At 60.9% G+C, this 22,094-nt stretch carries 23 protein-coding genes; 7 read left to right on the top strand and 16 right to left on the bottom strand.

Annotated features, from left to right (window positions below):
• Window positions 1–579 precede the first annotated feature (579 nt).
• Complete coding sequence (locus tag DEIPE_RS25575; RefSeq protein ID WP_083865897.1) at window positions 580–960, bottom strand: NAD(P)H-hydrate epimerase; 381 nt, start codon at window positions 958–960, stop codon at window positions 580–582.
• 714 nt (window positions 961–1,674) lie between these two features.
• Here DEIPE_RS25575 and DEIPE_RS19065 point away from each other — a divergent pair.
• Window positions 1,675–3,180 (top strand): PQQ-dependent sugar dehydrogenase, encoded by a 1,506-nt coding sequence (locus tag DEIPE_RS19065; RefSeq protein ID WP_015231223.1) that lies wholly within the window; start codon window positions 1,675–1,677, stop codon window positions 3,178–3,180.
• A gap of 64 nt (window positions 3,181–3,244) precedes the next feature.
• Complete coding sequence (locus DEIPE_RS22610) at window positions 3,245–4,261, top strand: cysteine hydrolase family protein (protein ID WP_015231224.1); 1,017 nt, start codon at window positions 3,245–3,247, stop codon at window positions 4,259–4,261.
• Between the two features lie 365 nt (window positions 4,262–4,626).
• On the opposite strand, the gene DEIPE_RS25580 is transcribed toward DEIPE_RS22610, so the two are convergent.
• Window positions 4,627–4,821, bottom strand: coding sequence for a hypothetical protein (locus tag DEIPE_RS25580; RefSeq protein WP_425387758.1), 195 nt, complete (start codon window positions 4,819–4,821; stop codon window positions 4,627–4,629).
• Window positions 4,822–4,865: 44 nt separating this feature from the next.
• Complete coding sequence (locus tag DEIPE_RS25585) at window positions 4,866–5,240, bottom strand: carboxymuconolactone decarboxylase family protein (RefSeq protein ID WP_425387759.1); 375 nt, start codon at window positions 5,238–5,240, stop codon at window positions 4,866–4,868.
• A gap of 597 nt (window positions 5,241–5,837) precedes the next feature.
• On the opposite strand from DEIPE_RS25585, the gene DEIPE_RS19080 reads away from it, so the two are divergent.
• Window positions 5,838–6,146: a hypothetical protein gene (locus tag DEIPE_RS19080; protein ID WP_245557673.1), complete on the top strand. Its 309-nt coding sequence runs from the start codon at window positions 5,838–5,840 to the stop codon at window positions 6,144–6,146.
• Window positions 6,147–6,396: 250 nt separating this feature from the next.
• Here the strand turns inward: DEIPE_RS19080 and DEIPE_RS25590 are convergent, their stop codons facing one another.
• The 8 genes from DEIPE_RS25590 to DEIPE_RS19110 form a co-directional block, all read right to left on the bottom strand.
• Window positions 6,397–6,648: a molybdopterin-binding protein gene (locus DEIPE_RS25590; protein WP_425387769.1), complete on the bottom strand. Its 252-nt coding sequence runs from the start codon at window positions 6,646–6,648 to the stop codon at window positions 6,397–6,399.
• Complete coding sequence (locus DEIPE_RS22615) at window positions 6,540–7,145, bottom strand: molybdopterin-dependent oxidoreductase (protein WP_169316625.1); 606 nt, start codon at window positions 7,143–7,145, stop codon at window positions 6,540–6,542. The genes DEIPE_RS25590 and DEIPE_RS22615 overlap by 109 nt, the downstream gene beginning before the upstream one ends.
• On the bottom strand, window positions 7,066–7,377 hold the full coding sequence (locus DEIPE_RS24555; protein ID WP_052326826.1) for a hypothetical protein: 312 nt from the start codon (window positions 7,375–7,377) through the stop codon (window positions 7,066–7,068). The genes DEIPE_RS22615 and DEIPE_RS24555 overlap by 80 nt, the downstream gene beginning before the upstream one ends.
• A 333-nt stretch (window positions 7,378–7,710) precedes the next feature.
• Entirely contained in the window at window positions 7,711–8,592 is an 882-nt protein-coding gene (locus DEIPE_RS19090; RefSeq protein WP_015231226.1) for a carbohydrate ABC transporter permease, read from the bottom strand.
• Entirely contained in the window at window positions 8,585–9,475 is an 891-nt protein-coding gene (locus DEIPE_RS19095) for a carbohydrate ABC transporter permease (RefSeq protein ID WP_015231227.1), read from the bottom strand. Before DEIPE_RS19095 ends, DEIPE_RS19090 begins: the two co-directional genes overlap by 8 nt.
• 1 nt (window position 9,476) lies before the next feature.
• On the bottom strand, window positions 9,477–10,352 hold the full coding sequence (locus DEIPE_RS19100; RefSeq protein ID WP_015231228.1) for an amidohydrolase family protein: 876 nt from the start codon (window positions 10,350–10,352) through the stop codon (window positions 9,477–9,479).
• 43 nt (window positions 10,353–10,395) lie between these two features.
• Window positions 10,396–11,622: an ABC transporter substrate-binding protein gene (locus tag DEIPE_RS19105; protein WP_015231229.1), complete on the bottom strand. Its 1,227-nt coding sequence runs from the start codon at window positions 11,620–11,622 to the stop codon at window positions 10,396–10,398.
• Between the two features lie 36 nt (window positions 11,623–11,658).
• Entirely contained in the window at window positions 11,659–12,741 is a 1,083-nt protein-coding gene (locus DEIPE_RS19110; protein WP_015231230.1) for an ROK family transcriptional regulator, read from the bottom strand.
• 265 nt (window positions 12,742–13,006) lie between these two features.
• Here DEIPE_RS19110 and DEIPE_RS19115 point away from each other — a divergent pair, with 265 nt between their 5' ends.
• The 3 genes from DEIPE_RS19115 to DEIPE_RS19125 all read left to right on the top strand — a co-directional run bounded on the left by DEIPE_RS19115 (window position 13,007) and on the right by DEIPE_RS19125 (window position 16,374).
• Window positions 13,007–13,840, top strand: coding sequence for an ROK family protein (locus DEIPE_RS19115; protein WP_245557685.1), 834 nt, complete (start codon window positions 13,007–13,009; stop codon window positions 13,838–13,840).
• Window positions 13,827–15,119: an amylo-alpha-1,6-glucosidase gene (locus tag DEIPE_RS19120; RefSeq protein WP_015231232.1), complete on the top strand. Its 1,293-nt coding sequence runs from the start codon at window positions 13,827–13,829 to the stop codon at window positions 15,117–15,119. The genes DEIPE_RS19115 and DEIPE_RS19120 overlap by 14 nt, the downstream gene beginning before the upstream one ends.
• A 124-nt stretch (window positions 15,120–15,243) precedes the next feature.
• Window positions 15,244–16,374 (top strand): M20 family metallopeptidase, encoded by a 1,131-nt coding sequence (locus DEIPE_RS19125; RefSeq protein WP_015231233.1) that lies wholly within the window; start codon window positions 15,244–15,246, stop codon window positions 16,372–16,374.
• On the opposite strand, the gene DEIPE_RS19130 is transcribed toward DEIPE_RS19125, so the two are convergent.
• A complete protein-coding gene (locus tag DEIPE_RS19130) occupies window positions 16,342–16,731 on the bottom strand; it encodes a transposase (protein ID WP_157449092.1) in 390 nt (129 codons plus the stop codon). The genes DEIPE_RS19125 and DEIPE_RS19130 overlap by 33 nt on opposite strands.
• Window positions 16,732–16,828: 97 nt before the next feature.
• Complete coding sequence (locus DEIPE_RS25595; RefSeq protein ID WP_083865900.1) at window positions 16,829–17,167, bottom strand: transposase family protein; 339 nt, start codon at window positions 17,165–17,167, stop codon at window positions 16,829–16,831.
• A gap of 260 nt (window positions 17,168–17,427) precedes the next feature.
• Between DEIPE_RS25595 and DEIPE_RS19135 the strand changes: the two genes are divergently transcribed.
• Entirely contained in the window at window positions 17,428–18,492 is a 1,065-nt protein-coding gene (locus tag DEIPE_RS19135; protein WP_015231234.1) for an IS630 family transposase, read from the top strand.
• Between the two features lie 380 nt (window positions 18,493–18,872).
• Here the strand turns inward: DEIPE_RS19135 and DEIPE_RS19140 are convergent, their stop codons facing one another.
• Genes DEIPE_RS19140 through DEIPE_RS19150 form a run of 3 tightly spaced genes read right to left on the bottom strand, consistent with a single transcriptional unit; the run spans window position 18,873 to window position 22,035 of the window.
• Window positions 18,873–19,934, bottom strand: coding sequence for a M24 family metallopeptidase (locus DEIPE_RS19140; protein WP_052326828.1), 1,062 nt, complete (start codon window positions 19,932–19,934; stop codon window positions 18,873–18,875).
• Window positions 19,931–21,355 carry an NAD-dependent succinate-semialdehyde dehydrogenase gene (locus DEIPE_RS19145; protein WP_015231236.1) on the bottom strand — a complete coding sequence of 475 codons (1,425 nt, stop codon included), beginning with the start codon at window positions 21,353–21,355 and terminating at the stop codon, window positions 19,931–19,933. Before DEIPE_RS19145 ends, DEIPE_RS19140 begins: the two co-directional genes overlap by 4 nt.
• Entirely contained in the window at window positions 21,352–22,035 is a 684-nt protein-coding gene (locus DEIPE_RS19150; RefSeq protein ID WP_015231237.1) for a GntR family transcriptional regulator, read from the bottom strand. The genes DEIPE_RS19145 and DEIPE_RS19150 overlap by 4 nt, the downstream gene beginning before the upstream one ends.
• Window positions 22,036–22,094 lie beyond the last annotated feature (59 nt).

Here is a 22,094-nt window from a genome sequence, read left to right on the forward strand (position 1 = left end):
CATAACCAACCACAACGCAGCTGTTGTTCCAGCGTGACGTCTGGCCGCCAGGGCACACTCTGCCGTCAGCGCATCTTTCGCTTCGGAAGCCGTGCTGCTCACGAAGCCGCTGACTCTTCCATCCAAGCCCCGTTCTTCTGCAACGGTAGCCAGAATGGTCGACCAAACGGATTCCGGTAAGGTAAGCCCAGCGAGCGGTGCACCTACTCTGGGATGCCAAAGTCCGCGAGGTACAGCGCACTCGTCAGTGTCACTGCCTAACTGGTGTTAGGCCAGGCCAGGGTGAGGTGGCCACCGGACATATCACTACACCTGGTGTGTCATCAGTCGAGGCGTTCGCTCCTCAAGAAGGGCCAAGGACACCGCAGGCGTTCATCCATTCGATCAGCTTCTCCATCAGCGGCCGCGGTGAAGACATCAGGCCATACCCAATCAATGCGTCCACGCTCAGCACCGGCAGCAAGGCGCTCAAGTCACGGATACGGATCTCGCGCCCTCAAGTACGGCTGAAAATGCTGCGTTGCTGCCGCGTGGCGTCCGTCAGTTGCTCAGGATCAGCGAAGCACACGAGCACTTCACTCACCCGGTCTGCAGATGACGCGCCACGCAGAGGCCCCCTCCTCCGTTCCTTCCACCTCCCGCCAGCACCAGCACGCAAACACGGTCGAAGCACTCGCCCAGTTCTCGCAGCGTCAACTCTGCCAGCGAACGACCCGCGTTTCCATCATCGGCAGGAGCGGTGGACCGCGTCGCCGTTGAGGAGAGCGGTCCACCTCGCGCATCTGCTCTATCGTGACGGCTGGGACCGGAAAACCCTGCCGCGGCACGAACGATGAAACCACCGAACGCTCCGAATGAGACATCCGAGGACAAAAGCCCATGAAGCTGCTGGCCGTGACCCGCCACACCCGGAGTTGAGAACAAAGCGCGTTCGACGGGAAGACCGCGTCCGAACGCCATCACCCTGTTCTTAGCGAAGAGCGGTACCCCGGTCCATGGTTACGGCAATCCATGCAGTGTGCACGAAATCCCACCTGCGGCTCCACGGGTTCTTCGGTGTTCAGTTCCGCCCGCTGAGATCACAGGCCGAAGTCGTTTTGGCAGCGCGATAGCGGTCACTTCTGGCTGATTGTTCATGCTCACCTCTGATCTCCGGCCAGGCTACGCAGCCCGGAGGGTGAAGCGTGCCAGGCACACGACCAGATGGCGCAGTGCTCAAGAATGAACCTCACCTTGACCCGCACCCGGGAGGCAAGCAGCTGATGAGCGTGACCGGTCCGTCAGCTGGCTTGGTCTCTCCTCCGGCGGATGAGGCGACGTCATGTCGCGTCTGCCAGGTCACCACTATGCCCGCGTCATGACAAGAGGATACGCAGGTGATGACAATTTCGACATCTCCTGATTCAGGTGGCTGTGCAGGAACATAAAGCACCCCTGTCTTCACGAAGTGTTCACGTCTTTGGCTGATGTCGGCTGAACGACACAAACCGGTTGTCATGTTCTTCAACCTGAACTGCGTAAAACGATCACGGCGCTTGCCCCACCTCAGGAACGACCGACCCGTCCGGCCAATCCAGTTCAGGCGTCCACGGCTGACGGAAGCGTCACGAAGTAACCAGAAGCGAAACGTCAAGCCCACACTTGAAGCACCAGCAACACTCAAAGGAGGTTCATATGCGCAGATTCCGGTGGGACACCCTCATCATGGCGAGCGCCGTGGCCGCGTCAGCAGGTGGCAGCCAGGGAGCGCAGAGTTTCCCGACCATTCAGGTCCCCGCCGGCTACAAGGTCGAGAAAGTCGTGGGTGGCCTGACCTACGCCACCTCTGTCGCCTGGGACAACCAGGGCCGGATGTACGTGCTGGAAGCCGGGGGCGCCTTCGTCGAAGAGCCCGTTCCCGCGCGCCTCATGCGCATCGACAATGGCCGGGCCGTGGAAGTGGTCAATCTCCAGCAAAAAGGCATCGGCGCGTCTGCGGTGGGCCTGGTCTGGCATGACGGGGCCTTTTACATCACCCACCGTGACGGCAAGGACCGCACGGGCGCGGTCTCGCGCGTCACACTGAACGGACAGGTCACCCAGCTCTTCAAAGGCATCGTCGACAGTCAGTCCGAACACCAGATCAACGGCATCGAGGTGGGCCCGGACGAAAAAATGTACGTCGCCGTGGGCCCCGCGACCAACGCCGGCGTGGTCGGCATCGATCTGGGGCCCTTTGTGGCGCGCAGCCCCCAGGTGCACGCGAGGCCCTGCCAGGACATCGTGCTCACCGGACGCAACTTCATGACCCCCGACTTCCGCACACCCGATCAGAGCGACACCGTCCTCACCGGCGCCTTCGTGCCGTTCGGCACCGAAACAAAAGCCGGACAGGTCATCAAGGGCACCAACAAATGCGGCGGCTCCATTCTGACTTTCGATCCCAAAAACGCCGAAGCTACCCTGCGGCCTTTTGTTTCGGGTCTGCGCAACGCCATCGACCTCGCGTGGAACAAGCAAGGCGAGATGTTCGTCGCCGTGAACGGCTTCGACATTCGCGGTTCGCGTGGTGTGAAAGACCAGTGGGACGCCACCTACCGCGTGAAACAGGGTACCTGGTACGGCTGGCCGGACTTCTCGGCCGCCCTGGAACCCCTCACCGACGCAAAGTTCACGCCGCCCGGTTCGCAGCTCGCGCCGATCATGCAGGGCGGCGTGATGCAGCCTCCCAAACTGGAGTTTTTGATCAACCACGAAGCGAGCAAGCTCTCAGCGCCCGACAAAAATCTGGTGGCGGGCCTGCACGAATGGAACTCGTCGCCGTCAGGGCTGCACTTTTCACCGGACAACTGGGGCCCCTTTGCCAACCAGCTGTTCGTCGCCGAGTGGGGTGACTTGAGCCCGGCCACCAATCCGCTGCGTGACAAACCCACCGGGTACCAGATCAGCCGCATCGACCCGAACACCAAGCGGGCCGTACCCTTCGCGCGCAACGCCAAACCCGGGCCGGCCTCGGGACAGGGCGCCATGGGCCAGGGGCTGGAGCGGCCCTTTGACCTGAAATTCAATGACGGCGCGATGTACATCGTGGACTACGGCGTGGCGCGGGTGAATCCGGCACGCATCAAGGACGGCAAACCCCCCTACGAGTTCCCGCCCAAAACGGGCGTCGTCTGGAAAATCACCCGCACAGTTCCCTGAGCAACACCACCGGTGCAACAGGCCGTTCAACACTCAACAAAGCCGCGTCACGCGGGAGGAACAGATGACACAGGAAGCCGACCGATTCAATACTGCGGAATCGAACTACAAGCCCGGCAATCAGCGAGATCTCAGCTTCCCCCGTGGTCAGACAGCCCTGCTCGTCATCGACCCCGTCAACGACTTCCTTTCTGAGGGTGGCGCGGCCTGGGAAATGACCAAATCCACCGTGAAGACGGTGGGCGTGGTGGAAAACCTCAAACGGGCCATTCAGGGAGCGCGGGAGCATGGTGTGCCGGTGCTGCTGGGACCGATGGCCTTCACAGAAGAGGACTACGCAGAGCACAATCTGCAACGCCTCACCGCCATCAACCGCGTGATGTTCGAACACAAGATGTTCCTGGCGGGCAGTTGGGGTGCGGACTTTCATCCTGAGCTGCAACCCCAGCAGAGCGATATCATCCTCAAGCCCCACAAAGTCAACGACGTGTTCGGTACAGACTTGCCTGAACACCTGGAGCGGCTGGGCATCACGCACCTCGTCATCGCCGGGATGACTGCCAACCTCTGCGTGGAAAGCACCGGACGACACGCGGCCGAGTTGGGGTACGACGTGACCTACCTGACGAACGCCATCGGCTCGGAAAGCATGCCGTCGTACGAAGCGGCGGTACACGTCAATTACCCTCTCATCGGGAATGTCACCATGCAGGTCGATGAGTTCCTTCTGGCCCTGGCGCCCTCAGAAGGTGCGTCCAACACGGTGCAGGTGGGTGATACGGTCCTGGGCTCGGACCACGGGGAGATCGGTACGGTGCAGGAAATCATCGCGGCCACAGAAGACGCGGAAGCGCATCTAATCGTGCCGCGCGGCGTGATTCTGCACAAGGACATGTTCATTCCCCTCGATGCCGTGGTGAGACGCGCGGGAACCACCGTGTTCGTGAACGTCCCGAAGCTGATTGTGGGTAACATGCCGTGGAGTGAAAGGCCACTCCACGCCAAACGCCGCGAGCACCTCGGTCCCCGTGCAGTGGACGTCACGAACGTGTACGGCTCGAAGGATCCGTCCGGGTCGTAGTCACATCGACGCCGCTTAAAGCGGTTGTCAGAGACATTGATCGGTTTTTGATCAATGTCTCTGACCGAGCGGAGCGAGTAAACCCAGTGCTGGAGCGGGTGGGAGCGGAATTGATGGAGTGCTTTTCTCCATCAATGTAGCGGACAAACGCTCTAGGAAGGCCTCGTGCTGTTATCGCCGAGGCCCCTCTTTGTTCATCAGGACGCTGCAGCGGCAAGCTCGTATCCCGCAGAGGAGGACCTGAAACCAGGTTTGTTGTACCGCCCCGAGTTGGAATTCACAGCTGGGATTCACCGACGAAAGCCGTGGACGTCGAACGGCTGAGGGACACGGATTTACAGTGCTCGAGTCCGATTATGAAGTGCTTACTGGTAACTCCAGTTGTCCGGGTCGTCCGAGTCACCGGGTGAAAGACCAAGAATGTCTCTCTGGGTCGTGACGCCGAAACCGAGCACCGTTCGATTCGCGTACGCAAAGTAACTGACGACCTGGTTCACCTCGAGGATTTCACCGTCGTCCACACCGGCTGCCCGCATGTCCGCCAGCGAAGTCTGCTTCATCGAAGCGGGTGACTCTGTAAGCGCCTTCGCGTAGCGCAAAATGGCTAATTCCTTTCCGGCGAACACCTGGTCTGGCGTCTGGTTCTCCAGGGCTTCACGGATGGCGCGCGGTCGTCATCCCGGAGGAGGCGAGTGAGTCCGGCGTGGTGGTGCTCCACGCAGTACTCGCGGCCGTTCAGCAGGCTCACGTACACCCCAACCACTTCCAGCAGCCACTTCGGCGGGGTGTGGCCGTGATAGTGCAGGACGTTCTTGTAGAGCGCCATGTGCCCTTCCATGGTGTGAGGACGCAGGCTGTGCGCCAGCATGATGTTGTCGATATTATTCCCCGGGCCTCTGATGGGGTCGTACAGGATTTTGAGCTTGCTGGTGGCTTCCTCGTAGGGAATCACGCTGATCCAACTCGCGAACTGTTTCATGGTAAAAATCTGACTCACCAGTGTGGTGTCTCGTGAAGTTCAGTCGGCCCCACTACTCTCAGCGGCGGCCCAAGTCATACCGCAGGTACGTCTCGATGAGCATACGTGCTGGCGGCCAACAGTCGAGCGGGGCGCTCCTTTCCCTCTCCGTGCGGGTCGTCACGCGGGCGCCCTTCACCCGTTCGTGTTGGAGTGAACTCTTGGGACCGGACAGTGGAGCAAAACACGTCGCCCTGTCAGCCAGCAGGCTGAGCACGAAACGGAAGAGATCATCATGCTCGGACGGCGGTACAGCCGTAGGAGCAAGCTCGAAATCGTGGGCACATCGAGCGCGAAGAGAAACCTGTCATCCGGTTCAGCGGTGAGCACCAGCTCTCCCCACGCCCGGTGCTGACTTTGCCACAATTTCTGCCAGCAGGTCACCGCTGCTTCAGCAGCACCCATTGAAACCACCTGAAGGACACGCAGCAACTCCTGCGTCGTTACCTCGCCTGCTTGGCGTACCGGACCAGCAAAGCACTTCATAACGCACCTGCCGGTTTTGAAGCATTCGAGCTGGGTCACGGCGTCCGTACACCTGACGCCATGCTGCGGCACATGACAGGTCTGCTGATTTACATTCTTCGTGTAATCGAGGATCGGCCTGACACCCCGCTGGACGATCTTTCCTGGGCGCAGGAGTCGCAGCGCTTTACCTCGGTGCTGGCCACCCTGGATGGGATCTTGCAGCGGCAGACCAACCTGACGCTGGGTGAGGCGCAACACCTGCTGCAAGGGCCCCTGTCAGACGCTATGACCCACGCAGGTCAACTCGCGCTGCTGCGTCGAGCTGCAGAAGAAGCCCTCCCGCCCGAGGATTTCACGCGTGCCGACATCCATGTCCAACACCTGCACCCAGAAAGCTGAACGGCTGGCAACAGGCATTGAACGAAGTCCCCACGAGCGTCACGCCCGGAACATCACACCGAAAGTACTGCACAACAAAGTGGAGCTTGTCCGTCAGCAGCATTTCACCAGTGGAGGGCAAAGCTCGCCGTCCCTAGCTCGAAGTCGTGCCGAAGGCATGAGAGCCAACTTGGACTTTCAGGAGTCAGTAACCGTCACTTGAACCTGATCGACACCGTTGTACTCGTACCCATCCAGGTTGCATTTCACGTCAGCAATCATGGGTTGTGTCCGACCCGCTGTGTCCGTTGCGCGCCAGGATGGTGTACTCACCCTGCGAAAGCTGCAGTTCAAGACGCCAGCGTCTCCACCCGAAAGATGATGAGCTCTGGTCAAGATCCGCCTCCAACCACGTCAGTCCACCGTCCGTCCTGACGTCCGCCCGCTCCAGCAGCGCTGCCCCGTCATTCCAGGCGCAGCCGGCGACTTCCAGCGTTCCGCTGTGAAGGCTCTGGCCTGCCAGGGGGCTCCAGATGATGCTTTTGATGGGTTGTTTCCAGCAGGGCCGCGTCCCGCCATGGCCGTCCGGGACGCGGTAGCGTTTCTGCTGCGCTTCGTGTGTGTCTCGTGCGCGGTGAGGGTCAGGCGCTGCAGCCATTTCACGTTGACCGTCGCGAAGAAGCCCGGCATCAGCAGGCGAACAGGACCACCATGCACGCCACCCAGTGGTTCGCCGTTCAGGGTGTAGGCCAGCAGGCCGTGCTCGAGCACGTCGGAGAGCGGGATACTCTTTTCATACGGTGTTCGTCCATCGATTCCGGTGGCCGTCAGGTAATGCGCGCCCGGCATTGGCGTGGCGCGTTCCAGCAGCTGCTGTACGCGCACCCCACCCCACAGGCTGTTGGCGACGGCCCCCTTTTCCCATTGGCACCCTTCGATGTCACCCGCGTTGGTGTAGTACGCCCGGCCATTCCCGGCACATTGAGTGACGCATTCGATCTGCAGGTAGGGGTAACTCAAAGGTGTCGCGGACGAGGCCGTCAACCTGCAGGATGCCCGTCAGGGGTACGGGGGCGAGGGTGTCCTTTCCAGGTGGGTAAGGGTTGCTGCTGCGCACGAACATCAGGGTCTGCGGCGTGAACCGTGCCGCGCGCAGCCGCGTGAGTGGGGTTTCGAGCACTTCACCCCGATCAAGGCGCGCAATGAGCTCGTCTTGGTCATCATGGTGCGAGACGGGGACCTGGTGACTCATACGTCCTCCTGGAGTGGTGCGGAGTGAATGTGCCGCTTTGGGTGCGCGCCGTTCCTCGAGTATGTCTCACGTCGCTCGCTTTCGCTCAGGCTGGACGCAGACTCATCTTCTATTGTCGCCCAAACTGCAACTGCATGGTTGGGTCGATGGCTCTGCCTGTCTGGGTTGCTTCACCGGCAGGTGCTCGTAATCATCAGCCTTCTCTACCCGGCGAGCAGCCGCACGGCTGACGGTGTTCAGTCCGGGACAATCCGGATGTTTGTGTCATTGCTTCGTGAGTTCACGTGCCGGTACCTTCTTTGCTGAAAAAAGCCGCAGGTGAGGTGCTGGCAGTCAGCGCCCGCCAAATCCGCCGGACGTGATGCCTTTGATGAACGAGCGGTTGCCGACGATAAAGACGATAAAAATCGGCAGGATGGCCAGTACGCTGCCGGTCATTAGCAAGCCCCAGTCGGTGTTGTACTGACCGCGCAGGCTGCTGAGCCCGACGGTGAGTGTGTTCATTTCAGGTTTGGTGGTGGTGATGAGCGGCCACAGGAAGTTATTCCACTGAGCGACGAACGTGAAGATTCCAAGGGCGCCAAGGGCGGGGCGAGCAAGGGGCAGCATGACCCGCCAGAACACCTGCGCGTACGTGGCGCCGTCGATCCGGGCTGCTTCTTCCAGCTCACGAGGCACCGTGAGGAACGCTTGACGCAACAGGAACGTTCCAAAGCTGCTGAAGGCGAACGGTAAGATCAGGGCGGCGTAACTGTCAATCCATCCGAGATTGCGCACCAGGATGAAGTTGGGGATCAGCGTGACTTGTGACGGAATCATCAGCGCGCTGAGGTACAGCAAAAAGAGGGTCTCACGACCGCGGAAGCGCAGGCGCGCAAAGGCGAAGGCGGCCATGCTGCACACCAGCAGTTGCAGCAGCGTCACCGAGATCGACACGATCAGGCTGTTGAGCATCATGCGCGCAAACGGAACCACTTCGAACAGTCGAATGTAATTGCCGAATTGTGGTTGCTCGGTGAACAGCGTAGGCGGATAACGAAAAATCTCTGCAGCGGGTTTAAGGCTGGTGGAGATCATCCACACGAACGGTGCGCTCATGCTGAGAGCGCCGGCCAGCAGCAACAAAAACACCGTCCAGTTGATCATGCTGGGAAGGGCACTTCTCCGGCCCTTGCCAGCGAGTGCGCGGTCCGGCTGACCCAACGCCTTACTCATAATGTACCCAGCGGTGTTGCAGGCGGTACTGAAGCAGGGTCAGCACCAGAATGATCGCGAAGAGAATCATGGCGGCAGCACTCGCGTAACCCATTCGGTAAAACTGAAAAGCATTCTGATAAACGTAATAGACGATGGTGTTGGTGGCGTTCGCTGGCCCGCCCTGTGTCATCACGAACGCGAGATCGAAGACTTGAAAAGAACCGATCAAACTGACGATGGTCACGAAGAATGTCGTGGGGGACAGCAGCGGCAGAGTGAGGTGGTAGTGTTTGCGCCAACCGACCGCCCCGTCAATGGCGCCCGCTTCATATACTTCCCGGGAAATGCCTTGCAGACCAGCGAGAAACAGCACCATCGAGTACCCCAGCCCCTGCCAGATCGCCACGATGATCAGCGCGGGAAGTGCGTACCTTGACGAATTGAGCCAGGCAGGCAGGTCCTGCACGCCGAGCTGGCTGAGTAAGGCGTTCAGCACACCAAAGTTGCTGTTGTAGATCCACGACCAGATGAGCGCGACAGCCACGGTAGAAGACACCACCGGCAGGAAGTAAATTACCCGCAGGGCCGTCTGGCCGCGGACACCACGGTTGAGTAGCAGCGCGACCAGTAACGCCAGCAGCATCTGAACGGGAACCGTGCCGATCACATACACCAGGGTGTTGCGCAGGACTTTGTGGAACAGTTCGTCACGGACGATCAGATCCTTGTAGTTTTGCAGACCGGCGAAGTGCGGCGCGGTGAACAAATCCCAGCGGGTAAAGGAAATACCAAAAGCCGCCAGCACGGGCAGCAGCACGAACACCGCGAAGAGCAGCAGGCTGGGTGCCAGGAACAGCCAGGCACTGCGTGCTTCAGCGACCGCCATGCTTGAGCGGGTCACGTCAGTCCTCCAGCCCGAAGATGTGCGCGGCGTTTCGGTAGAAGATCCTTTCCTGGTCCGCTTCGCTCAACCCCATCTCCGTGAACGCGTCGCGCCAGCGCTTGACATCCGCCGCAATGCGCCGCAGATCGCTGTCGCTCCCGTACACCAGCTTGCGCGGTGAGATTTCGCGGTTGATGTATCCTCCGTCGATGATGTGGTGATGCACCACATCCCCACCGCTGACGTCGAAATACAGCCGGGGCCGCCAGCGGGCAATCGCGCAGGCGGTACGGTAATCAGGCCAGCCGAGGTGCGCGCCGATCATGAATAACTCGGGGAAGTAAAAGGCGATGGTGTCCAGGTAAATGGGCTGCATGCGCGCGCTGGAAAATCCGTACGGGCGGGTGCGGATGTTACGGCCGAGGCGCTGCACCAGCGCTTCTTCTTCTGCTCCTTCCGGTGGGGCTTTCCAGGCGTCTTCCTGGCTGCCCATCAGGTAATCGACCGGACCGCCCAGAATGCCGGTGTGAAACAAGATCCGCAGACCGCGTGCCTGCGCCTGTTCATAAAAAGGGTAATAAGCGGCGTCATCGTAATTGCGGCTCACGCCGATGACCTTGATCCCGTGAAAGCCACGCTGATAGAAATCCTCGACGGTACTGACCGGGTCCCGGTCAAGGTCGAGTCGTCCCATCGCGATCACCAGGTCAGGTCGACGTTCCAGTGCCCGCGCGAGTGCGTCGTTGCCTCGCCCTGGGTTGGCGAGCAGTCCGACTTTCACGATGCCGACCTGCGCACAGACATCCGAGAGCTCCTCAAGAAACCCGGCTTCCGCCTCCCGGGTATTGAGGCGGTCCCAGTGACCGTAGTGCACATGCGCGTCAATGATCTTCAAAGGATCCTCCCTGACGTGAGCGTGGTGCAGGCGTTGCAGCGCTTTATTTGAGCAGGTTGTTGACGTTCGGAGCGATCTTGGAAAGTGCGGCTGCGGCGGTGCTTTCCCCGTTCCAGACGGTATCCAGGGCGGGACCGATCAGGGTGTTGTTGATCTGCACGTACTTCGCGAAGTTCGGGTAGACGCCGCTGCGGTCACTTTCCATCAGGAAGATGTCCTTGAAGGGGGCATTGAACGCAGTGCGTACCTGCGCGTTTCGGTTCATGGCCGGAACCGCGCCGCCGGCTTTGGCAAAGATTGCCTGTCCTTCGGCGCCCGCCAGGTACTTGAGGAACGTCCAGGCTTCCGCTTTGTTTTTGCTGTTCGCGTTCATCGCGAAACCTGCACCACCCACCGTGTTGGCTTTCTGGCCGCTCGGTCCGGACGGAAGCGGAGCGACCGCCCATTTAAACGGCGCGTTCTTGAAGGTGGTGAGACGCGCGGCGTTGGTCATGACCATCGCGGCCTGCCCGCTGGAGAAGAGCTGGGTGCTGTCGCCGATCTGAGCCATTTCCTGAAAGGCGGGAGCGACTTTGTCCTTGTTGATCAGGTCCGCGATGAACTGGATCGCCTGCGCACCTTTTGCGTCGTTAAGCATGAACTTGGTGGGTCTCAGCGGGTCGTCGAAGACTTTGCCACCGTTCTGGTAGACGAAGGTGGGCCACTTGTTGTTTTCCAGTACCAGACCGTAGCGGGTCACGCGACTTCCACTGCGCTCGGTGAGTTTGATGGCAGCGGCTCGCAGGTCGTTCCAGCGCCAGTTGGCGTTCGGGTAAGCGACCTTGGCCGCATCAAAGGCGTCCTTGTTGTAGTACAGCACCATGGTGTCGTTATCGCGGGGGATGGAGTAGAGCTTCCCTTGGAGCTGGTGGGTTCTCAGGAACTCCGGGTTGAATTCCTGAATCGGGAATTTGTCCCGGGCGATGTACGCGTCGAGCGGTTCGAGTTGCCCGCGGCTGGCGTAGGTGGGAACGTTGGTGATGAACATCACGTCCGGGCCGGCTTTCGCGGCAAGTTGAGCGTCAAGCTTGGTCCAGTACCCCGACCAGGGCGCGTGCTGCACCTGAATTTCGATGTCCGGGTTGGCGGCCATGAAGTTCCTGGCGATCTCCTGGAATGGCGGAAGTTCCGCCGGGTCACCCCAGTACGAAAACACCAGGGTCGTCTTTGCAAGGGCGGGCGTGGCGAGGGCGAGCGAGGCGGTCAGAACGGTGAACCAGAATCTACGCATAAGCTTCCTCCTGTACAACGGGTAACCAAGTGTGGGTCAGGCGCTCACGGGACGCTGATCGCGCGTACCAAGCGCGTGCAGCAGGTCTTGTACGTCGTGTTTCGCGGCCATACGCAGCGCACCGAGGCTGACTGCCCGCTCGGCATCGGCGGCGACGGTGAGGTCCGGCACGAAGGGAAGAGTGGCTTCCAGCTGGCGACGTAAGGCGGGAAGGTGAGCGAAGAGCCTCCCGCCGACTCGCCCGCCAATCACGATGCGCGCCGGGTCGAGCGTCACGCTCAGCACCTGAAGTGCCAGGGTGAGGCCCTCGAAGAAAGGTTGTGCTGCAGGCCGTTGAAGAATCACGGGTTCACTGGGTAGCAGTTGCTCGGTGAGTTGTTCCGTGTGCAAGCCCAGCAGGCGGGCCAGCCCGCGTTCGGACAGCAAATCTTCCAGCGTGGTGCCCACGCCGGTGGGCAGGTAGCCCAATTCGCCAGCGCGTCCCCGGTGGCCGGACAGTAACGTTTTCCCGTGCGTGACGCCGACCCCAAAACCACTCCCGATGGCGACGTAAACCAGCAGTTCATCATGCCGGGCTTCACTCACCGCAGCGAGGTTGACGTCGTTGTAGAGCAAGGTTGCTTCTCCCAGCTCGTCTCGCAATTCCTGGAGAACTCCTGGGGTTTCCAACTCCGGAAGATTCGGTGCATAGCGCACCCTGCCAGCTTCGACGACGCCCGGCAGGCCGAGAGCGACGGTGTGCACCCCTGAAGTGGCGTGACGTGCTGCCAGGTCATCCAAAGCCGCACGAATATGACGGCCCAGTTGGCCTGAAGCCCAGGGGTAGTCGCGTACATCGATCGTGACACCTCGAAGATCGCCGAGCGCCACCTGAACACGTCCGGCGTCTACTTCGACCCCGGCAATCAAGCGATGACGGGCGTTCAAGGTGATCAGCATGGGTGGCCGACCGACGGTGCTGTGCCCCTGACCAATTTCTGCAAGCACTCCACGGCTGATCAGTTGTTCGATCACGGCCGAGGTGGTGGGTTTCGACAGCAGGAGCTTGCGGGCGAGTTCCGCGCGTGAGGCCGGGCCGCAGGTCAACAGGTGACTCAGGATTTGCTGCGCGGTATTCAAAAGCGACCCCTTTACGGGAAAGCGTGACGCGGATCAGATCATCCAGGCATTAGTTAGTTGAATTGACCTAAAGCGTAGTTGCTTTACCCACACACGTCAAGGGCTCCTCCTGCCTCAGGCCACGCAGAAGACCGTCTGACGAGTGGAGATCTTGCTGGAAAACTGCTTATAGTTAGGGCAGCACACCGAATTGCCAACCGAGGAGCGTGACTCAATGACGCCAAGCACCGGCCAGCCCACGTCCGATACCCAAGCGGTCCTGGCCATGGACGTCGGAGGAACGCATCTGCGTTTCGCCTTGGGTGACCTGACCGGCCAGCTTACCTCGAGGCACCGCGAATCCATTGACCAGCACAACCCAGTCAGGCAAATCCTCCGGACGGTACAGCACGCTGAACGGAACCTCGGCCAATCCTTGCAGCACGTCGTCATCGGTGTCGCAGGCGTCGTTCAAGGAGACCAGCTCTACGACGCGCCGAACCTCACGGCCTTGCAAACCAGCGGCGCACTCGGTCAGCTGCGCAACGCCCTACCCTGCCCCGTTACCTTCATCAACGACGCGAACCTTGCTGCATTAGGTGAAAATCTGCCGGACCTGGCCTTCATCGCACTCGGCACCGGTCTCGGCTGTGGTTTTGTTCGTGGCGGGAAGATTATGAGCGGATCCCGCGGTCGGGCCGGAGAACTGGGGTTACTGCCTTACGCGTCAGAAGTCGGATCAACCCTCGAGGAGGTTTTGTCCGGACCGGGAATTGAGAGACTTTATGCCCTGTATGGGGGCAGCGGGGACGCACACCTGGCGCTCGCCGACCCTGGTGAAGCCGCATTACGCACGCGGGAAGTGATCACCGATGCTCTCAGTTTCTTGTTGAGCACCATCGCGTTGAGTTTCGATCCGGAGCATCTGATCTTCGGAGGAGGAGTTGGTCTGCGGTGCGGACCTTTGCTGCACTCCGCGTGGGCCGACGCCTGCGTACGCGGAATAGAAATGCCCATCCCACGACTGACCCAACTCGGTGATGATGCCGCGTTGCGTGGAGGACTACACCTGGCGTCACGGCTCGCTCAAGCGAACAAGGACACCCATGACCATCAATGAAATCGAGCAAGCGTATGACGCCGCACTGGAGGTCCTGAAAGCCTGCGCTTCACCCCTTGGGTTGAAAGCCAGCGCGTTGAATCAAGGGTATCCGCACGTATGGGCCCGCGACGCCCCCATTACCGCGCTGGGCGCACTCATTACCGGAGACGAGGCGCTGCTGCTGGCCTGTCGGGCCAGCCTGATCACCCTCGGCGATCACCAAAGCGATCTCGGCATGCTTCCCCTCAACGTCGATACCCGCACAGGAAACGTGACCACGGAGAACGCCGGAGCCATCGACGCAAACATGTGGTTCGTGCTGGGTCATTATGCCTGTCACCGCCGCACGAATGACACCGCCTTTCTCCGGGCAGCGTGGCCACGAATTCAAGCGGCTCTCTTGTGGCTGCGTTATCAGGACATGAATGACTGCGGTCTGCTCGAAGCGCCCGAAGCCGCGGACTGGGCGGACTTGTACGCCACGCGCTACAACACCCTCTACGCCAACGCACTCTACGTCGGGACGCTCGAAGCGGCCGGGTACCTCAGCGCCGCCCTCGGTGAGGACGGCGCAGCACACCGGGTGCGAGCAAACGATGTGCGCCGCAAAATCAACCTGTTGCTGTGGCTCGATCGCCCGTGGGATGGACAGCGTTTTGGCGCCCAGCTTGAAACCCTCCGGGCACTCCGGCTGGAATGGTTCTTGCTGCATCAGCAGACCGCTACACTCACCGAAAAACCGTACTTCCTGTCGTGGGCAGGATTCCGGGAGTTCGGTGATACGTTCGACGGCTTTGGCAACATGCTCGCAATTCTCTTTGGCGTTGCCAGTGAGACGCAAACACGCAGCATCCTCGACTACGCCCACGCAGCGGGCACAAACGACCCGGCGCCGCTGAAAGCCTTCTACCCGCCGATCTACCCGGGTGAGCGTGACTGGCGTGACTACTACCGCAGCCGGAATCTCAACCTGCCTGATCAGTACCACAACGGCGGCATCTGGCCGTTTCTTGGCGGCTTCTATGTCCTGGCGTTAGAGCGCGCCGGCAACCATGACAACGCGCAGAGCATGCTGCACTCGCTGGCCAGGGCCAATAAACTGGGTCGCACTCAACCCTGGGAATTCAACGAATGGCTGCATGGACGGAGCGGACGCCCCATGGGTCACCCGCTGCAAGCCTGGTCTGCTGGCATGTACGTGTGCGCTTACCACGCCGTTGTTCACGGTGAAACACCCCTCCTGCCACCCTGCCCGGCACGCACTGCGGATCCCTGGGCGGACCCGCCCTCCACCTGAGGTGAGCTGCACCCGTGAAACGCAAAACCGTAATTTCGTAGGATTCAACCGTCTCCTTGCGGAAATGAGTTTCAGCTTTCCAGCCCCGGCAGCTCCATTCCGATGTGCCACAAGGAAGACTCCGATGAGCAACCTGGAAGTCAGCATGGTGCAGTTCGCTCAAGACCTCATTCGCATTCCTTCCCTGAGCGGTCGTGAAGACGAGATCGCCACGCGCGTCACACAGGAAATGGAACGCCTGAATTACGATGACGTGCGCGTGGACGAAGTCGGAAACGTCCTGGGGGTCATCCGCGGTCAGGAAAGCGGTCCCGGCTGGTTGCTGCTCTCGCACCTCGATCACGTCGACGTAGGAAACCATGAGGAATGGCCCCACCCTCCTTACGGCGCAGTGATTGAGGAGGGCCGTCTATATGGCCGGGGCGCGGTGGACATCAAAGGTTCCCTCGCGGCGCAGGTGTATGGAGCGATCACCGTGAAACCGCGACGCAGCGTGCTCGTGGCAGCCATGGTGAAAGAAGAAATCGGAGGCATCGGTGCGGCGCACTTCACACGTCACCTCGACATGGACGTGGGCCTCTGCCTGGTCGGCGAACCCTCACAAAACAGCTTGATGATCGGCCATCGGGGTGTTGCGCGTTTTCCCGTGCGTTTCCGCGGAGTAGCTCACCACGCTGGTTTTGCGCGTTCGCAGGATAATCCGCACTTCGCCCTTGCGGAATTCCTGGTGCGACTGCGGGATGCGGCCTTACCATCCCACCCGGTGCTGGGATCGTCCAGCATCGCACCTACCGTCATGAACGCCGACACAGCGAGTGGAAACCTCACTCCCAACGTCACGCGGATCATACTGGACTGGCGCACTTCCTCTGAAAGCGAGACGGAGATGCGCTGCATGATGGCGCGCCTCACAGAAGGTTTGCCTGCCGAGTACGCCGTGCCGCCTTTGTGGACCACGGGTCCAACAGGAATGCACCTGCCTGGTTTCTACACTGAGCCTGATCACATCGCCGTACAGCAGATACAGCGAACTCTGGAACAGGTACTGCACCATCCTGCGTCGCCGGGCCTGTGGTCCTTTTCCACTGATGGACGCTATACCCACGCGCAAGGCATCATGACGCTGGGACTTGGACCCGGAGATCCAGCGTTAGCGCACACGACTGCAGAATTCGTGGCGATCACCGAACTTCTCGATTACACGCGTGTACTGAGCAGCATGTTAAGCCAGACTCCCGCGTCTTTTGGCATGTGAACTTCGCCCCTGGAAGGAAAAGGGCAGAGCCTCCGAAGGCTCTTGAGGACATGCCAGTCGGAGGGTGGGCTTCGCCCGACCCGTTGGGCGGTCCAGCACCTGCTGCGCCGCAGGGCACCCTTCATTGATCCCAGCGGCGTAATCTGTGGAGCAGTCGCGGACCACCGTCTCGACTTCCGGATGCGTCCGCAGCCAGGTGGCGAGCGTTTCCGCCAAACGGTCAGGTAGCACGTCGATCGGCTGGTGCGTGTCGAGGTCGACGATGATCGTGTCGTAAATATGGCCGCGCCGAAAGGCGAAATCGTCGACGCCGATGGTCTTCGCTGTTCCCGTTCCGACCTGGGTTTGACGTACCACGCGGAGCAAAGTCGTGGGACTGGCGGGCACGTGCAGGTCGTGAACGCGCCGGGAACCACCTCGTGCGTTCAGCGTCGTTCCCAGTCGCCGTAGGCAGTCAGCACAGCGGGTGGTGCGCTGGGCGTAGGGTGTCGTGAGCGCCGGCAGTCGTTCGGCGAAGACACTGACACGAGCACTGGGCTGCACGGCACCGGAAACGCCGCACATCGAGCTTGATCAAGACACCGAAGCCGGCCCAGGAGACGTCGAGCAGTGTGCGGCAGTAATGGCTGTGCCGGTGCGTTGAGACTGTTCCACACTGTGGGCAAGGTGCCGAGCCTGAGGTACTCGCGGCCTGGAGATGGACCTGTTCAGCCCCGATTTCTACTTGTAGGTCACGAAATTTGAGGCCGCTGGGAAAGACGGCGTGGAGCAGGGCCAGCAGGAGCGCATCCATATCTCAGCTTGTCTCCTCGCTGCACCGAGGTTGACGCAGAGCCGCAACAATGGGTTCACTCCACAGCCTGACTGTCCCTTTTGTGACTTGAACGCGTTGTACGACGGGGCCTTCGTGCTGGAGAACGAGAGGATGCATATTTCAGGGCTACTAGTGTTTTGTCCCAGTGATGACCGTGCTTCTCGCGCTGAGCGCGGCTTCAGGGGCAATGGAATGACCGGCCCAGAAGGAGCTTCTCCCACTGGCTAGGCTCGCGGGCCATGTCCAGCCACACTCATATTTCCCTGAAATCGCAAGACCGCCTCGACCTGAGTGACCTCACCACCAAGGGCACTGCGAAAGCGCGAACGATCACGCGGGCTCAAATCTTGCTGCTGGCGGATCGTTCGCAAGGCGAACGCCGCACTCACAAGTCAATCGCGGAGGTGTTGGGATGCAGTACCAACCGCGTGAGCACCGTGGTGCGGCGCTATACTGAAGAAGGAATCCGGGGTGCCCTCTACGAGCGCCCTCGGCCGGGTGGTCCACCGAAGATCGACGGCGTTACCGAGGCGCACTTGATCGTGCTCGCGTGCAGCGATCCACCCGAGGGCCGTAAGCGCTGGACGGTGAGGTTGCTGGCCGACCAAATGGTGGAACTCGGGCACCTCGATTCGGTTGGGCGAATGACCGTGCAGCGTACCCTGAAGCACAACCAGATCAAACCCTGGCAGGTGAAGTCATGGTGTGTGCCTAAACCAAGCGCCAAGTTCGTGGAGAAGATGGAAGACGTGCTGGACGTGTACGCCCGACCTTACGATCCTCGCTTTCCCGTCGTGTGCCTGGACGAGGCGAGCAAAGAGTTGCGTGGTACGCCGAGGGTCGGACAGCCAGTCGCACCGGGTCAAGCAGCGCGCGAAGACTACGAGTACACCCGCAATGGCACGGCCAATATTTTCCTGGCCGTCGAGCCTTTGGCGGGTAAGCGCAGCGTGCGCGTCAAGGATCGGCGGGCCAACATCGACTTTGCTCAGGAACTACGGCGCCTGGTTGAGGTGGAGTACCGGCACGCCGAGAAGGTCGTCCTCGTGACGGACAATCTCAGCACGCACAGTGTGAACGCGCTGTACGAAGCCTTCAAACCCGAAGTGGCCCGGCGCATCGCTCGTCGCGTGGAGTGGCACTACACGCCCGAACACGCTTCCTGGTTGAATATCGCCGAGATCGAACTTGCCGCGTTGGCGACGCAGTGCCTGAACCGACGGATTGCGAGTAAGGACGAGTTGGAGCGGCAGGTGACGGCCTGGCAGGACGCGCGCAACCGGCAGCGCCCAAAGGTCGTGTAGCACTTTCGCACCGAGAACGCCCGGATCAAGTTGCGACGACTCTATCCCACGTTCCATTGCCCCTGAAGCCGCGCTCAGCGCGAAAAGCACGGTCATCACTGGGACAAAACACTAGCTGTAACACCGGTCGCCAATCAGTGTTTCTGCTTGTGCGTTGGCCTGCCGCGATCGCGGTGGCGAATACTGCCCAACCGCATCAGGAGCTCGAGGGTCGTAGCTTCGTGACGCTCGAGGGAGGAAGCTGGGACGCCTTAACCGACCCGGGGCGCGTCGTCACCCTGCTCAGCCATGGCCGATCCTCTCCATCACCCCTGCGGAAGCGTTCTCCGTCTCGCACGGAGCAACGAATCCCGCCACACTGGTGCTTCTGGTCAATGCGTTCACCAAGTCATGGTCGGATGCAGAATGCCCGGCCGAGCTCGCCCTTGAATGTGCAGGGTCGGCCAGTCATGCAGGGTCAGGTCAAGGAGCCGACCGTCTCGACGCAAAAAGGTATCCTCAACTTTGAAACCGCTGATGCTGGGGTTGAGCGCCAGCAGGTGTCCATCCTGCACGGTGAGGGTGTTACCGGGTTCCGCACGTGATTCACGGGGGCGGTAGCCAGCGAGGCCTCCCTGATGGTGGAGGGTGATTTCCTCGGGCATGTGATGCGTGCCGTAGGCTGTCTGAAGGGCCCTGAACACCTCTTCGAGCGTGCCGCCCCGCTCGGCGGCGTTCAGCCCTTGCGCTTCGATTTCCAGCAGGGTTCGGTAGCGCTGTTCCTCTTGGGCGTCGGGAGGCGTAAAGCTGACCATGCGGCTCACGCTGACAATCGGGCCGTTGCGGCGGGCGCAGAGGACCAGCAGGGCTTTGGATCCCAGGCGCGCATGGGTCGGTAAGGGGTGGCGGCGGCTCTGAAGGCGTTCGTTGCCGGCGCACAGGTTAACGACGGGCGTCATGCCCAGTGCGATGACTTCCTTAGCCAGGTGGGCGGACGCTTCGAATTCCGTCAGTTCCGGTCTGAGTTCCCGCACAGCCCGGGCAATGGCCGTTCCAGCGTCGCGGCCGAGTTGGAGCAGCGCTGCGTCGTCGTCGGGTTCGAAGTGTTGCCGGAGACGTTCGAGGGCAGCGGGAAGAGCGGGAAGGTCGAGGATGGCTTGCTGCCCACCGAGTGCTTCTTGAACGAGTCGTTCGCGCTCTTGGGTTTCCCACCAGCCGTACGCCTGGATGGGCGGGACACCTTCTTCTTCTTCGAGGCGGCAGGCTTCGATGGCGTTGCTGATGAAGGTGCAGTGGTCGGGCGTGATGATGGCTTCCAGCACGCCGCGCTCACCCATCAGGGCAATGTGCGTGCGGGCACCGGTGAGCCACGCGAGGTTCTCTGGGCGGACAAGGTGCACGGCGGAGATGTTCGCTTCGTGCATGGCTTGCCGCAGCCGCTCGAGCCGACGTGGGAAGTTCACAGTTTGATTCCAATGCTGACGAATTTCGTACTCATGTACTCGTCAAGACCCCACGACCCGCCTTCACGGCCATACCCACTTTGCTTGACGCCGCCGAAGGGGCCTTGAGCAGTGCTGGGCAATGGGTCGTTGACGCCGATCAGACCGTACTCCAGTGCTTCGCTGATGCGGAAGACCCGGTCGAGGTTGTGCGTCCAGAAATACGCGGCGAGTCCGTAATCACTGGTGTTGGCGAGTGTGATGATGTCCGCTTCCCTTTCAAAGGGGATCAGCGGCGCGACTGGACCAAAGGTTTCTTCGCGGGTGATGAGGGCACTTGCGGGTACGCCTTGCAGAACGGTGGGGGTGAAGTAGTGCCCGGTGCGGTTCGGTCGGTTTCCACCAGTGGTGAGCGTTGCGCCGAGTGACAGGGCATCCTCGACGTGTCGCTCCGCTTTCTCGACGGCTTCGGCCGCGACGAGTGGGCCGATGTCAGTAGTCCGTTCCATTGGATCACCGACGACGAGCTGTTCGACGCGCTGCGTGAAACGACGGGAGAATTCACTCATGATGTCAGCGTGGACGTAAATGCGGTTGGCGCAGACGCAGGTCTGGCCGGCGTTGCGGTATTTGCTGGCAATGGTGCCTTCTACCGCCAAGTCGATGTCCGCATCTTCGAACACGACCAGGGGAGCGTGGCCGCCCAGCTCCAGGCTGACGCGTTTGAGGGTCGCGGCGCTTTGTTGCGCGAGGAGCCGGCCGACGGGGGTGCTGCCGGTGAAGGTCAGCTTGCGGACGCGGGCGTCTTGCATCATCACTTCGCTGAGGGCGGCGGCATTGCTGGTAGGAAGGACCTGAAAGACGCCTTGAGGACCGCCGACTTCGTGCCACAGTTCAGCAAGACGCAGCGCGGTGAGTGGTGAGCGGTCGGCTGGTTTGAGGATGAAGCAGCACCCGGCGGCAAGCGCGGGGGCAACTTTGCGGGCGACCATGGACGCGGGGAAGTTCCAGGGCGTTACCGCATAAACAATGCCAACGGGTTCACTGGTCACCATCAGCCGTTTGTTGGCGAACTGGCTGGGAACGAGGCTGCCCGGAATTCGTTTGGCTTCCCCGGCGTAGTACTCGAGGAAGGTGGTGCTGAAGGCGATTTCGCCTTCGGATTCCTTGATGGGTTTACCCATTTCGCTTGTCATGATGCGCGCGAGGTTGGATTGGTCCGCCAGTATACGCTCGCGCCAGGCCATCAGCAGCTGCGCGCGCTCGTACGCGGTGGTGCGTCGCCAACGCGTGAAGGCTTCCGCCGCCGCGTCAATGGCGCGCGCAGCTTCTTCGGGGCCACAGTCACTGACTTCAGCGATGACTTGGAAGGTGGCGGGGTTGGTGACGCTGAAGGACGTGTGGGCCTGGTGTGGCTGACCGTTGATAATCGCGGTGTTCATTGGTCGTTCGCTCCTGGAGGGCTGTCGCTCATGAGCCTGGCGGCATTTTCGAGGTGATGGCGCATTTCCTGCTCGGCGCGTGCGGCGTCACGGTTCAGGATGGCATCGACGATGCGTTGGTGCTCCTCTATCGAAGTGGTGAGGCGGTTGGGGAGTTCATTCGAGTGGCTCATCAGCAGGCGGATTTGTCCACTGAGAGTTTCAGCGGTTTTGATCAGTCGGCTGCTGCCGCTGGCTTCCCAGATGGTCTGGTGAAGTCTGAAGTCGAGGTTGCCGTACTGCTCGGTGTGTTCGGTGTTCGCGGCGCTGTCGAGTTCGCCGAGGATGTCAAGCAGGGTGTGGTCGGTTTGGTGGTTGGCGTGCTGGGTCGCGAGGCGTGCGCCGAGTCCTTCGATCACGCTGCGCAGCAGGTATAGGTCCATGATTTCGCTGGAGTCGATGGAGGGCACGAAATAACCCCGGCGGGGGATGGAGAGCACCAGTCCTTCCTGGGAGAGAGCGAGAAGGGCTTCCTTGACGGGCGTGGCAGAAAGGTCCAGGCGTTCGGAGAGTTCACGGACGTTGAGTTTTTTACCGGGATGTAGTTCCCGTCGCAAGATGGCCGCGCGGATGACGGTGTAGGCTTCCGCGCTGAGGGTGGAGCGCTCGCGCAGGACTGGACGCGCATCCAGGGTGATCATGCCGTCAGTATAAGAAGCAGGCTTGACGAAAGCAAGATATTAGATCTAAAATCCAAAGC

This window comes from Deinococcus peraridilitoris DSM 19664, from assembly GCF_000317835.1.
GTDB classification, from domain to species: Bacteria; Deinococcota; Deinococci; order Deinococcales; family Deinococcaceae; genus Deinococcus_A; species Deinococcus_A peraridilitoris.